Source organism: Clostridium lacusfryxellense (assembly GCF_018861735.1).
GTDB classification, from domain to species: Bacteria; Bacillota; Clostridia; order Clostridiales; family Clostridiaceae; genus Clostridium_AD; species Clostridium_AD lacusfryxellense.
The window spans coordinates 30,144-47,322 of sequence record NZ_JAHLEB010000027.1 but is presented as its reverse complement, the minus strand read 5'-3'; the positions used below and the strand labels follow the sequence as shown (position 1 = coordinate 47,322).

The following is a 17,179-nucleotide window of genomic DNA, read 5'->3' as shown; positions in this document are numbered from 1 at the left end:
ATGTAAACTTAACCAATGGATTAATTACTATTAGTAATACTATAATAAAGGGGACAGAGGGGGGTTCCTAGTATGAAAGTGAGAATTAAAAGAAAGGGTGAAATAAAAAGTAAAAAGAGAGGTGAAATAAAGAATAAAAGCACAAATGAAAACGTTTTTAAACAATTACTTGTAAAAAAGAGCTTACTAAGAAAGCTAGTTTCTACTACAACGGCAATTGTTTTTTTCTCTTTATTATTTTTGGGACTGGTAATATTTTTTATAATGAAATCCAAGGTAACGCAGGAATTTAAACAATCAACTGATCAGATTTTGAATCAAAATAAAAACTATATTGAACTAGTTAATAGGAATGTTGAAAATGTATCTGTGCAAATATTATCTAATCCTAAGTATACTAACTTGTTTATAGAACCTATTGGTGATGTATATGATGGGCTTGTAAGAAAAAAGGAGATTTCTGATTATCTTCAATCTTTAAATGCTACTAATTCTGAGCATATTAAAAATATATACATATATAACGATAAGAAACTGTCAGGGGCATCGAATTCAGGAAATGTTGCCGATGAAGATATTGAAAAGGCAAAGGGAGAAGAGTGGTATAAAAAAGCTATTGAGCTTGATGGAGGATCAATATGGACAAAACCTTCATTAAATGCTAAAAAAGAAATGGTTATTAGTCAAGTTCGCGTTATAAAGGACCTTAATAGTGGTATAAACTGTGGAGTATTAAAAATTGATGTAGACCTTAATGTACTTACATCTACACTTATAGATACTCAAATTGGCAAAAATGGTTTTATGCTTATTGTTAATAAAAACGGAGATATAATAACAAGTAAAAAGAAAGATCAAATAGGTAAAAAAGCAAGTGAAGAATATTTGCCTAAAATAAAAAGTGCGAAAGAGGGATCTTTTACATATAAGGCTCAAAATAAAAATATGTTTGGTGTATTTTCTACATCGGAAAAAACAGAGTGGAAATTTGTTGCTGTAGTACCTCACAATGAGCTTTATTCAATGGCAAGTAGTATAGGGGTATATATCTTAATTATAATGGCTGTATGTATAATATTATCTTGTATTGTGTCATTTTTTACAACGCTCCAGATTACAAAACCTATAAATGATATTATAGAGCTTACGAAGACGTTATCTAGAGGTAGTTTTTTAGTGAAATCTGAGAAATATAAAATTTTGGAGATTAATGAATTAAGTACGTACTTTAATAAAATGGTATTAAACTTAAAAGATATGATTTTAACAACAGCTAGAATTACTGACAAAACAAATAATTCAGCTATAAAGTTATTAAGTATATGTGAAGATTTAAATATGTCATCTGAGTCGATTAGTGCGGCTGCAGGGGAAATTGCATGTGGATCTACAAACCAAACTGAGGAAGCAATAAGATGTGTAGAAATCTCATATAATTTTAATTCTGAGATTAATAAAGCTGTAGGTGGATTAAATGATGTAAATAAAGCTACAAGTGAATCTGTTGATATCATTAATAAAAATAATGAAGCTATAAATACCTTAAGTGAGACATCAAATAATAATTCAAAAGCGATGGTAATGGTAACGGATACAATTAATGACTTAAGTAATAACACAAAAGATATAATAGGAATACTTGACAAAATAAATAATATAACAGTGCAAACTAACTTGCTTGCATTAAATGCTTCAATAGAAGCCGCGAGAGCAGGTGACGCTGGAAGAGGATTCTCAGTAGTTGCAAATGAAATAAGAAAACTTGCAGAGGAGTCAAGAGCCTCAGCGCTACAAATAAAAAGTATTATTGATAATGTAAATACATCAATAAAAAAATCAATTAATATTTCTTCTAGTGCGCAAGTTCTTTTTAATAAGGAGTTAGAACAAGTGAGCAAAACTGTTAATGCATTTAGTTTAATAAAAATCTCAACAGAGAATATATTAGTTTCTATGGGCAACACGAAAAACTCGATAGAAATAATAGATAGAGACAAAGAGGTATTAAATAAAAGTGTAAATAAAATTTCAGATATATCACAAAAAAATACAGCTTCCACTGAGGAAGTTACAGCATCACTAGAAAGTCAAGTAATTGTTAGCGCTGAAATATATGCACTTGCAGAAAATCTAAGTGATGATTCAAGTAATCTAAAAAATCTAATTGATAAGTTTGAATTTTAATTAGTAAGTTTGAATTTTAATTAGTAAGTTTGAATTTTAATTAGTAAGTTTGAATTTTAATTAGTAAGTATGAATTTTAATTAGTATGTTTGAATTTTAATTAGTAATTATGCCGAAGAATTTTTATTCTTCGGCTTTTAAATTTAAAAAACATATTATTTATTGTATAATTAGAAATAGCAAGTAAGAAAAATAGGGACTTGTTATGTAGCTACACAAGGAGGGAAATTTCATGAACAAACTTTTAAATTTAACTAGAGGAAACAGATCATTGTATATTACTGCAATACTATCAGTAGCAGCAGCTACATTTATAGCAATGCTAGAACCTATGGTTATAAAAGTAACAATAGATTCAGTAATTGGTAACAAACCTATGGATGTTCCATTAGCTATGCAAAAGCTGGTTTTACTACTGGGTGGCACAAAGGTACTTTGGGCAAATCTATGGATATGTGCTTTGATTCTCATTACATTAACATGTATGCGAGGGATATTCTTATTCTTAAGCGGAAATTTTTCTGCTAGGGCTTCTGAAAACATAGCTAAAAATATGAGAGTGAATCTTTATGATCATATTCAGAATCTACCATATGGATATCATGTAAAATCAGAATCTGGAGATCTCATTCAAAGATGTACATCTGATGTGGATACTGTTAGGAAATTCTTTGCTACGCAAATGGTGGAAATAGGAAGAGCATTTTTTATTGTAATATTCGCAATTATAATGATGTTATCACTTAATAAAACAATGACAGTTATAGCAATGCTAGTAGTTCCATTTATATTTATATATTCATATGTGTTTTTTTATAAAGTTAAGAATACCTTTGAAAAATCAGATGCGCAAGAAGGAGTTTTAACAACAGTTCTTCAAGAAAATTTAAGTGGTGTCAGGGTAGTTAAGGCATTTGGAAGACAGAGCTTTGAGATTGAAAAATATGAAAAAGAAAATATGAAATATAGAGATTTAAATTTTAAATTAGTAAAGCTTTTAGCAAGTTATTGGTCTACATCAGATGTGCTTTGCATGACTCAAATAGGTTTAGTATTAGTATCGGGTATATATTTTGCGGTAAATGGAGATATAAGTTTAGGTACTTTGGTTGTATTTAATACTTATGAGGGAATGTTATTATGGCCAGTAAGGCAACTAGGAAGGATTCTTTCGGATATGGGAAAGATGTCAGTATCGCTTGGTAGAATAACAAACATCCTTGAAACTCCCGTAGAACAAGAATATGGGAAAGCATTAAAGAGTGAAATTAAAGGTAATATAAGTTTTGAAAATGTTAACTTTGAATATGAGAAGGGTAATAAAATTTTGAGAGATATAACTTTTTCAGTGAAAAAAGGTGAAACTGTTGCTATAGTTGGACCAACAGGATCTGGTAAATCATCACTAGTACATCTATTATTAAGACTTTATGACTATAGTGGCTCTATAAAGGTTGATGGAGTAGAGCTTAAGGACATCGAAAGAAAGCATATGAGAAGTAATGTTGGAATAGTACTTCAGGAACCTTTTCTTTATTCAAGAACTATTAAGGAAAATATAAAAATGGCCAAATTGCATTCTGGAGATATTGAAATACATAATGCAGCTACAGTAGCTGCCGTTCATAATGTTATTACATCTTTTGAGAAGGGGTATGACACAATAGTTGGAGAAAAGGGTGTTACATTGTCAGGAGGACAAAGGCAAAGGGTAGCTATTGCAAGGACACTTTTAAAGGATATGCCTATATTAATATTTGATGATTCATTAAGTGCAGTGGATACGCAGACTGATAGAATTATAAGGAAGCAACTTAAACATAGAAGTAAAGATAACACAACATTTATAATTTCTCATAGAATTTCGACAGTTATGGATGCAGATAAAATCATAGTTTTAAATCACGGAATTATTGAAGAGATAGGCGACCACGAAACCCTTATTAATAAAGATGGTATTTATAAAAGAATATGGGATATCCAGACGTCACTAGATGTACTTGACGATGATGAGCAGGTATAAAGGAAGTAAAAGGGAGATAAATTATGGTTAATAAAAATAAAGCAAAAAAAAATAAAAGAAAAGATAAAATAGATATAGGTATATGGAAAAAGCTCTTTAAATATCTTTCAGAATTTAAAAATGGACTTATGTTTTTGGCGTTTCTCATGGTGGGGGTTGCAGGAATAGATGTAGTTATGCCGCTTCTAACAAGGTATGCCATTGATAACTTTATAGTTAAGAAAACTACAGATGGTCTTATAGTTTTTGCATTAGCTTATTTTTGTATTGTTGTTTTTCAAGCACTAAATGTAAGATTATTCATAATAAATGCAGGAAAAATAGAAACACATCTTGCATATCACATAAGAAAGCTTGGATTTAAGAGGCTCCAACAGTTATCATTTTCATATTATGATACCTCAAGCCTTGGATGGCTTATGGCAAGAATGACATCGGATGTAACAAGGCTCAGTGAAATAATATCTTGGGGTCTAATTGACATGGTTTGGGCCATTTCAATGATGGTTGGATTTCTAGGAGTAATGCTTTATAATAATGTAAAACTAACACTTATATGTATGAGCGTGGTTCCAATCTTATTTTTAATAGGGATATTTTTTCAAAAGAAAATATTAAAATCATATAGGAAAGTAAGAAAATTGAACTCAACATTAACTGCAGATTTTAGTGAAGAGGTATCAGGAGCTAAAACTACTAAAATTCTTGTCCGAGAGGAAGAAAATTTAAAAGAATTCAAGATAGATGCAAGTCATATGAGGAATTCATCAGTTACTGCAGCTACTTTTTCTGCACTATTTCTTCCAATTGTTATATCTATGGGAAGTATTGGAGCGGGTTTTGTTTTGTGGCTGGGCGGAAATAGTGTTATAGCGAATTCATTATCATATGGTACTTTTGTAATGTTTATTGCATATACAGTTCAGTTTTTTGATCCAGTAAGCCGCCTTGCTGCAACAATTGCAGAACTTCAAAATGCACAGGCATCTGCAGAGAGAATTATAGCTTTAATAGAAACAGAGCCAGATATATGGGACCATAAAGATGTAATTTACAAATATGGAGACTTATTTAATGCGAAGCGAGAAAACTGGGAAGAAATACGCGGAGATATTGAGTTTAAAGATGTATGTTTTAAATATAAGAACGGAGAAAAGGTATTTCAAAACTTTAATTTAAAAGTGAAAAAAGGCGAAACTATAGCGTTAGTTGGTGAAACTGGATCTGGTAAAAGTACTTTAGTAAATTTACTTTGTAGGTTTTATGAGCCAAGTAGTGGAGAAATACTAATAGATGGACTAGATTATAGAAAGCGTTCATTATTGTGGCTCCAATCAAATATTGGTTATGTACTTCAAAGTCCACATTTATTTAGTGGAACTATTAGGGATAATATTATTTATGGAAAACTTGATGCGACTCAAGGTGAAATTGAAAATGCAGCGAAACTTGTAAATGCACACAACTTTATTAGTAAACTAGAAAATGGTTATGAGACCCAGGTTGGTGAAGGGGGAGGAAACTTGTCTACAGGAGAGAAACAACTTATCTCGTTTGCCAGAGCTATAGTAGCAGACCCCGCACTATTCGTTCTTGATGAAGCAACATCTTCTATAGATACAGAAACAGAAAGAATGATACAAAACGCTATAGAGAGGGTCTTGAGTGGAAGAACTAGCTTTGTGGTAGCACATAGACTTTCAACTATAGTATCAGCAGATAAAATTCTTGTTATAAGGCATGGCGAAATTACCGAATCTGGTAATCACAAAGAGTTGATTAGGAAAAAAGGATATTACTATAACCTCTATACAAATCAGTTACTAGAGGAAAAGGAAAAGCTAAGCAAAGAAATTTAAATTGTTAATTAAGCCGTAGTAGTTTCTATGGCTTAATTATTTTACAAAAAAATAATAATATATATTGTCATAAAGTATAAAGTAAATGTCATAACCTGTCGATAATAAAGGGATCTATTATAGAGGGGGCTCGGCTTAATGAAAAAAGAACGTAAGAAAACAAAGGGATTTAATATAAGGACAAAGCTAATTATGGTGACAGGAATGCTTTTACTTATACCTGTAATTGCACTTGGACTAATAAGTTATTCGGTAGCTAAAAAAGAACTTGAAGATAGTGGTAAGATTCTTCTTAAAAATAGTGTTGAAATGACGTTACAAGTAATTGATGCAAATCAGAAGCTTGTAGACGGAGGAAAGTTAACGCTTGAAGATGCTCAAGAGAGAACCCGCGAGTATATGTTAGGTAAAAAAAATACTGACGGTACAAGGCCTATCAATAAAAATGTTAGTCTTGGAAAAAGTGGATATCTACTTGCATATACTAAAGATGGTGTTGAAGCGGCCCATCCTAGTCTAGAGGGCAAAAGCGTAATAGATTTTAAAGATAAAAAAGATGGTACATATTTTGTTAAGGAGCAAATTAGAATTGGTAATAGCGGCGGAGGATATTTGACTTATTGGTGGACTATTGCTAATTCAGATAAGATTTCAAGTAAAATAACTTATCAAAAGGCAGATCCTAATTGGGGTTGGATTGTTAGTGCTGGAACATATGAAAATGATTTTAATGTGGGATCTAATAAAATTTTAAAGACTACACTTGTTGTACTCTTAGCAGTTCTTCTTATTGGGGGAGCATTAATTATATTATTCGCGGAGCACATATCACGTCCGATTAAAAAAATTGGTGAAGCTGTAGATATTGTAGCTTCAGGTAACCTAAATATCCCAAACTTAAATATAAGAAACAGGGATGAAATTGGTAAATTAAATGAATCATTTAATACTATGGTTAAAAACGTAAACGAATTAATACGCTCAGTAAAAGACTCGGCCAGTGTTGTATTTAAATCATCTCAGGTTTTAGATGGCATTGTTGATGAAAATACAGCAGCAATTAATGAGGTAGCAGCTTCTGTTGATGAAATTGCAAGAGGGTCAAGTGAGCAAGCTATAGAAACCCAAAATGGAGTTAATCGAATTAAGATTCTATCTGATAAAATAGAGCTTGTTACAGGTCTTTCTGTAAAAACTAATGAGGCTACAGAGGAAGCAGTTGGTATTGGAAGTAAGGGCCTTGAGGCAATTGAGTTACTACTAAGAAAATCAGAAGAAAACGCAAAGGCTGCTGGCAAGGTCAGTGATATAATATTTGAGGTTGATAGAAACTCTATAGAAATTGGAGCAATCACGGAGGCAATTAGCCAGATATCAGAGCAAACAAATTTACTTGCACTAAATGCGGCTATAGAAGCTGCAAGAGCGGGTGAACAGGGAAAAGGATTTGCTGTAGTTGCGGAAGAAGTAAGAAAGCTTGCTTCGCAGTCTGCTATTTCCGCATCTAAAGTTAAACAGCTGATAGACGGAGTACAAAAAAAATCAAAAGATGCAGTTATAGCTATGGAAGTTGGGAGCACAATAGCTATAGAACAAAGTAAAGCTGTAATAGATGCTAAAGATATATTCACTCAGATATTAAGCTCAATAGGTAAGATTTCTGGTGATATGAAAAGCATTAAAGGTTACAGCGTTGAAATGGAAACTGAAAAAAATGATATAATTCAAATATTAGAAACTCTTTCAGCTTCAACTGAAGAAAACTCAGCAGCGACTGAGCAAGTTGCGGCTACAACTGAGCAGCAATTAGCAAGTATAGATCAAATTGTTACCCACACTCAAGACTTAAAGAGTCTTGCTGTAAAGCTTACAGAGGCAGTAAATGCATTTGAAGTTTAGTGAATAAATAAAGAAGGAAACCAATTTAAATTGGCTTCCTTCTTTATTTATATACATTAAATAAATTTTTGACTCAGTCTTTCAATAACTCTAGCCTCACCCATAACTTGCATAACTTCATGTAAATCTTGAGTTTGTACTTTATTAGTTAATGCTACTCTTACAATTGTGGCAACATCAGAGAGTATACCTTTATATAATTCTGGGTTCTTTTTAAAAGTTTTTGCGTTTTTTGCATACCCTAATTTAACAGAAAGTTCTTTAAGGGTTGCAAACCAAGTATCATTATCATGAGAATAATCATATACATCTATGTAACTAGTGAGTACACTGTTAACATCTTCAATTGTTATATGATCAGGGAAATTATAACCATCCTTAATACTATTCTTATAGAAATCATCAAAGAAAAATTCAATATGCTGCGCAACATCTAACCATTTTACAAAATCTTTTCTTGGTTTTTCATTTAGTCTTTCAATGTTAAATATTTTCTTAGAATAATCTTCGTTTTCTATGAGTTTAGTTGCAATTGTAGTATTATAAACTTTTGCCCAACTAAGGTAAAGGTCATAAACAAGGTCTGCATCCATAGTAGCTATAACATTTTTACTTATATCGTTAAGTTTTAAAATATCAAATAAAGCTCCACTTTTGCTCATGTTTTCGAAGGAAATATTAAAGCTAGTGCATGGAACGAGAGGGTTCTGAGTTCTCCATTCTTGAAAATCAGAGTTAACTAAATTTATAAGGTACTCAGTTACAGACATAAACGGATATCCTTGTGATTTATAAAAATCTACAGAAATCTCAGGATCTTTTCTTTTACTGAGCTTACGTTTTGATGTTCCATCCATTTTCATTATTGTAGGTATATGTGCATATTCTGGAGGTGTGAACCCTAACAATTCAAACAATTGTAAATGTATAGGAAGAGATGAAAGCCATTCCTCACCACGTATTACATGGGTTGTTCCCATTAAATAATCATCTATAGCATGAGCGAAATGATAAGTTGGAATTCCATTAGTTTTAAGAATTACAATATCTTGATCATTTTCTGGCATACTTATAGTTCCTTTGATTAAATCGTTACACACTACTCTCTTATCAGTGTTTTCAGGAGATCTAAGTCTTATAACAAAAGGAGTACCTTTAGACAACTCAACCATAATTTCATCGAGGCTAGAATTTCTGTGAACAGCCCATTTTCCATGATATCCTGTATTTATTTTAGCTTCTTGTTGAATTTTTCTTGTATTGTCTAAATCTTCTTCAGTGCAAAAGCAAGGGTATGCTAAACCTTTTAATATTAAAGACTTTACAAAAGTGTGATATATTTTAATCCTGTCGCTTTGTTTATATGGTCCATATGCGCCTTTTTCACTATCTGAGTCTACAACCCCTTCATCAAAATTGATTCCAAAATCGTGCAAAGTGTTAGTACTATCTTCTATGGCACCAACTACTTCTCTTTTTTTGTCTGTATCTTCTACTCTAAAGAAGAAGATTCCATTACTTTGGTGAGCTAATCTTTCAGATATAAGAGCAGCAAATACTCCTCCAAGATGCTGAAATCCAGTGGGACTTGGGGCATACCTTGTAACCATGGCATTAGGTTTAAGATTTCGTTTGGGATAAAGAGTTCTATAGTATTCTGGTGTTTCGCAAACGGTAGGTAACAATAAATCTGCTAGTTTTAAATAATCCATTTTAATCATCCTTTCTTATAAAAGTTAAGCATATTAGGTGATAAGTAGCAATGCATCCCATAGTTCAATTTAAAATAAAAAACCTTTCATCCTATAATATAATAGGATGAAAGGTAAACTTTCGTGGCACCACCTAAATTAATGCAAAAACATATTCAAATACCAAATTCCCAGCATCATTGGCTCTCTCTAAATTGAAATTATACTTACTTTTATCCTATATTACATTTAACTCTAATTATACATATATTATTAAGAATGTCAACGGGAGTGGTTTATAATATAAATGATTTATATGAATATTATAGTATCAACATTATGATATGTGAATAGAATGAATATTACATAGGAAAATTATATGAGATTAAAGATTCACAAACTTCCATATGTTAACAATAAAACAACAAAAATTAATATATGTATAGGTTTACAAAAATATGTTATAATATATAAAATAGAAGTGAGGAGATAGTAGTATGGGCGCATTAATTCTACTCAGTGAGTTTACTGAAAAAGATAATATAAATTTAAAATTAAAAATTAAAGAGATATTTTTAGATAAAAAATATACATTGAGTTATATACCCTCAAAGACGGAGACAGATAAAAAATTAAGACATTTTGAAAATACAAAAGATAGATTAAATGAATATGGTGACTTTAAATATGAATATTTTGATATAGATGATTTTTGTGATTTAAATAAAACAGAAAAAATATTTAAGTCAGATGTAATATATTTATCTGGTGGAAACACGTACTACTTTTTAAACAACCTAAGGAAAAGATATTTAATAACTAGACTTAGAAAGTATATTAAAAACGGTGGTTATATTATAGGATTAAGTGCAGGGGCAATAATGATGTCAAAGGATATATCATCAGCACAATTCGGTGATGATGATATAGTTGGATTATCAAATTTGTCGTCTTTAGCTTTAGTTGATTTTGACTTTATGCCACATTGGAATGAGCATAGTCATTATTTAGATGACATTATAAAATATTCAAATAAAACTGGTAACACAATTTATACCTGTAACGATGGTGATGGAATAATTGTAATGAATAATAAGTTACTCTTTTATGGGGATATAAATATGATTAAAGAAGGGGAGATTAGGCAAGCTTAATTTTAAGCTTAGCTTTATTTTTCTTGTAAATTTGATGCCTTTCCAGTATTTCTAAAGAGATATAGGTATATTTAATAAATATAGCGGCGGTAATGAAGGCTATCATATCCGATACAGGATAAGCAAGCCATGCACCGAATACACCCATCCCTAAACCACTTACGAATGCATACACTAGTGGAATAAATATTATTAGCTGCCTAAAGATAGACAATTTAAAAGAGGTTTTAACTCTATTTATGGCTTGGCAATAGCAAATAGCTAAATAATATACTCCAATGCAAGGGAAAACGGCTATAACCATTCTAAATGCCTTTACTGTTTGATCTATAATGGCACTATCGTTTATAAATAAACCTATAAGTTGTTTTGAAAATATCATGAAGAGTGCCCATAACAAAGTTGAACTTGCAGATACTGCAATTATAGATATTTTAACAACCTCTTTTAATCTAGTATAGTTTCCAGCGCCATAATTATAGGCAGCTATGGGCTGCATAGCAGAGCTTATACCCATAACAGTCATGAATAAGAACATTGAGACTCTTGTAGTTAAACCAATTGTTACTATAGCCAAATCTCCACCATAGGAGAATAATAGATTGTTTAATACAGCAGCGACTATAGCATCTGATATTTCTACTATAAAGGTTGAAAATCCAACATATATTATTCCAACTGAAACTGCTTTGTTAAGAGATAATCTAAATGAAAATTTTAATCCCATTTTTAATTTTATAAATATAATTAGAACATACATAAAAGCTATTATTTGTGATACGACCGTAGCTATAGCAGCTCCTTTTACACCATATGAGCATATATTTATTAAATAATAATCTATAATTACATTACAAATTGCTCCGATAGAGGTACTTAATAAAACTATTTTAGTGTTTCCAAATGATGTTAAAATGTAAGATGCTATTATTGTAAAAGATTGAAAAAGTACACCGATTAATATAATACTTACATATTCCTTTGCAAGTGGGAATGTGTTGGCTGAAGCTCCAAGGCTTATTAAAATAGTATCTTGAAAAATATAAATAATAGCGGCAAATACAGATATTATCATAAACATTAGAATTATAGCATTTGGTATAATTATTTTTATATTATCAAAATCTTTATCTCCGCAACTTCTTGAAACTGATGTTGAAGCGCCGATGGCTATAAGCATGGATACTGCAAAAAATAGCCTTTGAATTGGGAAAGTTATGGTTAATGCACCAATGGCATTAGCTCCTATAGTTTGACCTAGAAACATAGAATCTACCATATTATACATTTCTGCTACCATTAACGAAATTATAGCTGGCACAGAAAACTTTAATAGTAGTCTACCTATCTTTTCCTCGCCAAACATTTTATTGCTTTCTGCCACGTTACTCATTGTCATGAAATCCACTTCTCCTTAAGAATTGTTTTGTTTCTTTAATATAAGTTTACCCTATTATAGATATATAAACATTCCCACAGTTGCTATATAAAAAGTACAAAGTTGCTAACATGTAAGTTTGGTTTATATTTAAATAACAAAAAAACACCTTAAAACAGGTGTTTTTGTACTTCTTGAAGAACTATTAAGGTAGCTCCATAGCCTTCTATTTTTATTATATTATTGTAAACAGCAGTTTTTTTAGTATAGGATAAAGAAATATTAGGAGCAGAAATCTTAGTTAAGATTTTCCATTCATCATAACCAAGTCTTTTGGGTTTACCCATGCGTAACCAGATATCATAAGCTGAGCCAACTTTTTCTCCAATTTCATATTTAATAACCTTATAGTCATGAATTAAATTTTTAATAGATAAGGATATTTTTCTCTCGGTTATATTTTTACTGCCCTTACCTTTATATAAATCCTCTAGTTTAATTAGTGTATTAAGCTCTTCACTATAACTGTAAAGCAAAACCTGAATATCTTCACCAAGCTTCGTTATAATATATCCGTCTCCTTGGTCTATAAGCTCATTACCTAGTTTTGATAACAAATAATATGCATAGTAGGAAGCTTTCTTTATACCATCTAAATTAAGAAGACCTGGGGAACCAAAAAATAGTTCATTATTTAAAATTGAATTTTCCTCTACTGTATCAAAAGCTTTTAAAGCATATAAGCTACTAGTATTATTAATAAAATTATGAATAATATATGGAAGCATATAAGAAGAATCATAAATAGTATTAATAGCAGGAAGAACATTAAAAGGTATTTCTATTAAATTCTGCAATTTATATTTTTCGAAAATCTCCCGGGAAATATCTATGTATTCTATAGTTAAATCGTTTGAGGCCTGAAATTTCCAGAGCTTAACTTTATCAAAACCATATATATCAGCAAAGTATAGTATAAAACTTTCCAAAAGCGTAATAAAAGAATTTTTATCTTCAAAGATTTGATTTATTATTATTAATGGTACAAGGGATATTTCCATTAAAAACCCTAATAATTTTTCAACCTCATTCCAATTTAAAAAATTAACATTTTCATTAAAGTATATTTTCATCTCTTTACTAAATAAGTTTAGTATTATTCCATTTTCAAAACCTATTGTATCTTGAAGTGTCCTCAAATGTCCTTGTTCTTGTGCCTTAATAAGTTCTTTCGCTTGGCCTAAATTTATATTTTCCTTCCATCTATGATTGAAGGATGAACTTGAAAGTGAAAAATCTGTCTGAAGTTTTATAATCTTGTTAGTATAGTTAAACCTATCATAGTCTTCTAAATAGGGTGACAAATACGAGAGCGATCCAGATAAATAATGTGATTCCATTTTTTTAAAGCTATCAAATTTTTCATCCGGTATATAGTATTTTTTCCTGAACTGTAGTGGCGTACAATTATTGTAGTCCTTAAAACTTTTATTATAATACCTGGCATGAGAAAAACCAACATCAAAGGAAATATCTGATATAGTTTTATCTGTATCTAGGAGTAACTTAATAGATTCATCAACGCGAACATTATTTACAAGCTCTTTAAAACTGGTGCCTGCCATATCTTTTATTTGATGAGAGAGATAATAAGAACTTAAATATTCTATACTTGCTATGTCTTGTAAACTAATTTTATTCATATAGTTGTTATAAATATATTTAATAATTCTATGATATCTTTGAAATTGTATTTGGTTTTCTAGCGGCTTCTTCTCATCATAATTAAGATAATGAAAGTTGTTTATTAAATGAAATAATAACTTTACCATAATAGAATCTATTTGCTTCTCAAAATCTTCATTTTTCTGGATTACTTCACAGACTAGAATTGATAGATATTTACGTAAATCATCATACTTTTCCTCTCGTTGTACACCTTCTTGGCTAGAGTTTGTATAAAAATATATATTTTTCATATCATCATAATATTTCTCGAAAAAAGCAGGGTCTAAATGGAAAATTAGAACCTTATTTTCTTCTTTTGAATAAATTCTGTGCGCTTCATCACAATTTATAATTTCAAGCTCACTTTCGTTAATTTCATATTTTCCTGATTCTATAAGAACACTTACGGTACCCTCAAGCACAAAGATAATTTCTATAGAATTATGCCAATGTATCGGATAGTCTACAATATTTTCAAGGGAGATATCTATAGGTAAATCGTTCATATAGGTTATATATTCTTTTCTCATTGTAAAACCTCTTTTTTAATGATTTTGTATATTTATATTATACATCATAAAATGAATTATATTATTTCATAATTTATAATAAAATTTTTTATAAATCACATAAAAGATGAAAAATAAGGAAAGAATATATTATAATACCTCGACAAATAAATGTATTAATATTAAGTCAAAATAATTCTATGAGAAATAATTTAATGGAAAATAATTAGTATAAGGTTTATAATATGAATACTTTTATTTTTATTCTAGGAATTATTATTACATATATTTAACATTTAGTTGAATTATATTTAGGTGGTTGTTAGGAGAAATAAAATGGAAAAGTATATATATGTAGTTATTTCAAGAACGCCAACTTCTACAGGAAAGTTAGTTAGAAAATTTTTAAAGGAAGATTATAACCATGCGTCGATTAGTTTAGATAAAAATTTAAGTGAAATGTATTCATTTTGTAGATTTACGATTAGCAACCCCCTTGTAGGTGGGATAGTTCGTGAAAGTGCATTTACTCTTAATATAGGACGGCATGAGAATGTTCCTATCAATGTATATAAAATACCCGTAACAATTAGAAAATATGAATTAATAAATAAATTTATTTATGATATATATAATGATGATGAGATATACTACTATAATTTTCTTGGAGCCATTGGAGTTATATCTAATAAGAGGCATTCAGTTTATAAGACATACATATGCACTGAGTTTGTAATGGAGGCTTTGAAGCGGGGGGGGATTAAACTTACTCCGCTCGAATCATATAAGATAACTCCAACGGATATTTGTGAGGTTATGAAGCAATTTATTGTTTATAGTGGAAATTTAAACGACTATCCTTTTAAGCAAAATGTAAAGACGGAAGACGATGTGCTTTATTTTCGAAAGACAGGATTTATTTATGAGGGGTTACACACACTTAGACATTTTTGGATGGTCATGTCTAGAGATAGGGATAGCAAAAGGCATAGAACTAGTAGTAGAATCTAGGTTCCTATTTTAATTGGAGTGCTTAGAATTAGGGGGGAATAATGGATTATCACAAACATATAATTTTAAAGAGGAATGATTTAAGTGATGAAGAGTATATATCTATTAAAAAGCTAGAGGGTATTTGTAATCAAAAACAAAAAATTAATTTAAAATTGGAGCTTGATTTTAAAGAAAATTTAAGAAGAAAAGTCGTAAAAGATTCTATAACAAATAAAATCATGACAGAGTTTTTATATTATGAAGATGATGTTTTAGTAGGTTATTTAGGAATATGTAATTTTGGAGGGGCTTCAATAGAAATCAGTGGCATGGTACATCCTGAATTTAGAATGCGGGGAATCTTTAAAAAGCTGTATTTAATAGCTAAGGAGGAGTGGGAGAAGTCAAACCCACAAGAGGTACTAGCTCTATGTGACCATACATCTGTTTCTGGGTTAGCATTTATAAACTCAAATGGATTCGAATACGCTTCGTCGGAGTACAAAATGTCTTTAAATAATAAAAAAGTGGATTTTTCTAATAAGTATGTTATTAAACTTAGATTGGCAACTAATGCAGATGCCAATGAAATTGATAAGCAAAGTTCTGTGTATTTTGGAGATCCAATAAAAGATGTTCCAGTGGATAATGATTATGATGAAACAGAGGTAAATATACAAAAACCATTAATTCAGGAAGAAGATAACTTTATAAGTTATATGGCGGAGTTTGATGGTAAAATTATAGGTAAAATACATCTTTCAATAACAAACAACAATGGGTTTATTTATGGGTTTGGTGTACTCCCAGATTTTCGAGGAAATGGATTTGGGAGAGAAATTTTAAACTTATCAATGGACATATTAAAGAGAAAAAATATAGAAAATATATTTCTTGATGTTGCTTGTCAAAATAAAACAGCACTTGGGCTTTATGAATCTTGTGGATTTGAAGAAATCTCAGTAATGGATTATTACATAGTATCTTGAAATAAAAATGACATTCACCATTCTATATGGATTGGTGAATGTCATTTTTGTATTGATTTGTATTCTTATAGTTATTATTTGATATTTAATGCTTAAACAAATCATAATATACATTTAACACAGTCTTAATCTTAGTAGCATATAATGAAGGAATAACAAAGAATTAATGAAGGGGATGACAAGATGAAAAATTTAAATATATGTATTGATATTGATGGAACTATAACAGATCCTTATTATTGGCTTAATATTACTAATAAGTATTTCAACAAAGATATAACAGAGGAAGAGATTACTAAATATTATATTCATGAGGTAATGGGGATTAAGCAAGAAGAATATGATGAATTTTATGAAGAAAACAAAATAGAAATTCATTCACAGCAAGAGATAAGAGAAGATGTTCAACGTGTTATAGAAAGACTAAGTAAACTTCATAATATTTATTTTGTAACCGCGAGAGATAAAACACTTACTATGTTTACACATTCATATTTAAAGAAAAATGAAATTATATATGATGATTTGTTTGTTTTAGGTAGTCACTACAAGGTTGATAAAGCAAAAGAGTTAAATTGTAGCGTATTTATTGAAGATAATTATGATAATGCAATTCAGTTGTCAAATGCAGGATTCAAGGTGCTTTTAATAGATGCGAATTATAATCGAAAACCATTAAATGATAATATAATTAGGGTTTATAACTGGAAAGAAATATACTCCATAATAAATAAACTGTTATTACAAAGCAAAGCAATGTAATAACAGTTTA

Annotated in this window: 11 protein-coding genes; 8 read left to right on the top strand and 3 right to left on the bottom strand. The window is 30.1% G+C overall.

Features of this window, described 5'->3' with window-relative positions; genetic code table 11:
• Nucleotides 1-72: 72 nt before the first annotated feature.
• The 4 genes from KPL55_RS15235 to KPL55_RS15220 all read left to right on the top strand — a co-directional run bounded on the left by KPL55_RS15235 (nt 73) and on the right by KPL55_RS15220 (nt 7,965).
• On the top strand, nt 73-2,184 hold the full coding sequence (locus KPL55_RS15235; RefSeq protein WP_216307599.1) for a methyl-accepting chemotaxis protein: 2,112 nt from the start codon (nt 73-75) through the stop codon (nt 2,182-2,184).
• Nucleotides 2,185-2,416: 232 nt separating this feature from the next.
• Nucleotides 2,417-4,207, top strand: a complete 1,791-nt coding sequence (locus tag KPL55_RS15230; RefSeq protein ID WP_216307598.1) for an ABC transporter ATP-binding protein — start codon at nt 2,417-2,419, stop codon at nt 4,205-4,207.
• A 23-nt stretch (nt 4,208-4,230) separates the two neighbouring features.
• Nucleotides 4,231-6,066, top strand: a complete 1,836-nt coding sequence (locus KPL55_RS15225; protein ID WP_216307597.1) for an ABC transporter ATP-binding protein — start codon at nt 4,231-4,233, stop codon at nt 6,064-6,066.
• 138 nt (nt 6,067-6,204) lie between these two features.
• Entirely contained in the window at nt 6,205-7,965 is a 1,761-nt protein-coding gene (locus KPL55_RS15220) for a methyl-accepting chemotaxis protein (protein ID WP_216307596.1), read from the top strand.
• A gap of 56 nt (nt 7,966-8,021) precedes the next feature.
• On the opposite strand, the gene gltX is transcribed toward KPL55_RS15220, so the two are convergent.
• On the bottom strand, nt 8,022-9,677 hold the full coding sequence (gene gltX, locus KPL55_RS15215) for a glutamate--tRNA ligase (protein WP_216307595.1): 1,656 nt from the start codon (nt 9,675-9,677) through the stop codon (nt 8,022-8,024).
• Nucleotides 9,678-10,153: 476 nt separating this feature from the next.
• Between gltX and KPL55_RS15210 the strand changes: the two genes are divergently transcribed.
• Nucleotides 10,154-10,810: a Type 1 glutamine amidotransferase-like domain-containing protein gene (locus KPL55_RS15210; RefSeq protein WP_216307594.1), complete on the top strand. Its 657-nt coding sequence runs from the start codon at nt 10,154-10,156 to the stop codon at nt 10,808-10,810.
• Here KPL55_RS15210 and KPL55_RS15205 read toward each other — a convergent pair.
• On the bottom strand, nt 10,797-12,209 hold the full coding sequence (locus tag KPL55_RS15205) for an MATE family efflux transporter (RefSeq protein ID WP_216307593.1): 1,413 nt from the start codon (nt 12,207-12,209) through the stop codon (nt 10,797-10,799). The genes KPL55_RS15210 and KPL55_RS15205 overlap by 14 nt on opposite strands.
• Before the next feature lie 149 nt (nt 12,210-12,358).
• Nucleotides 12,359-14,446, bottom strand: a complete 2,088-nt coding sequence (locus tag KPL55_RS15200; RefSeq protein ID WP_216307592.1) for a helix-turn-helix domain-containing protein — start codon at nt 14,444-14,446, stop codon at nt 12,359-12,361.
• 315 nt (nt 14,447-14,761) lie between these two features.
• On the opposite strand from KPL55_RS15200, the gene KPL55_RS15195 reads away from it, so the two are divergent.
• From KPL55_RS15195 to KPL55_RS15185, 3 genes are all read left to right on the top strand, one after another.
• Nucleotides 14,762-15,436, top strand: coding sequence for a hypothetical protein (locus KPL55_RS15195; RefSeq protein ID WP_216307591.1), 675 nt, complete (start codon nt 14,762-14,764; stop codon nt 15,434-15,436).
• Between the two features lie 41 nt (nt 15,437-15,477).
• Complete coding sequence (locus KPL55_RS15190; protein WP_216307590.1) at nt 15,478-16,407, top strand: GNAT family N-acetyltransferase; 930 nt, start codon at nt 15,478-15,480, stop codon at nt 16,405-16,407.
• Between the two features lie 183 nt (nt 16,408-16,590).
• Entirely contained in the window at nt 16,591-17,169 is a 579-nt protein-coding gene (locus KPL55_RS15185; RefSeq protein WP_216307589.1) for a 5' nucleotidase, NT5C type, read from the top strand.
• Nucleotides 17,170-17,179: the final 10 nt, after the last annotated feature.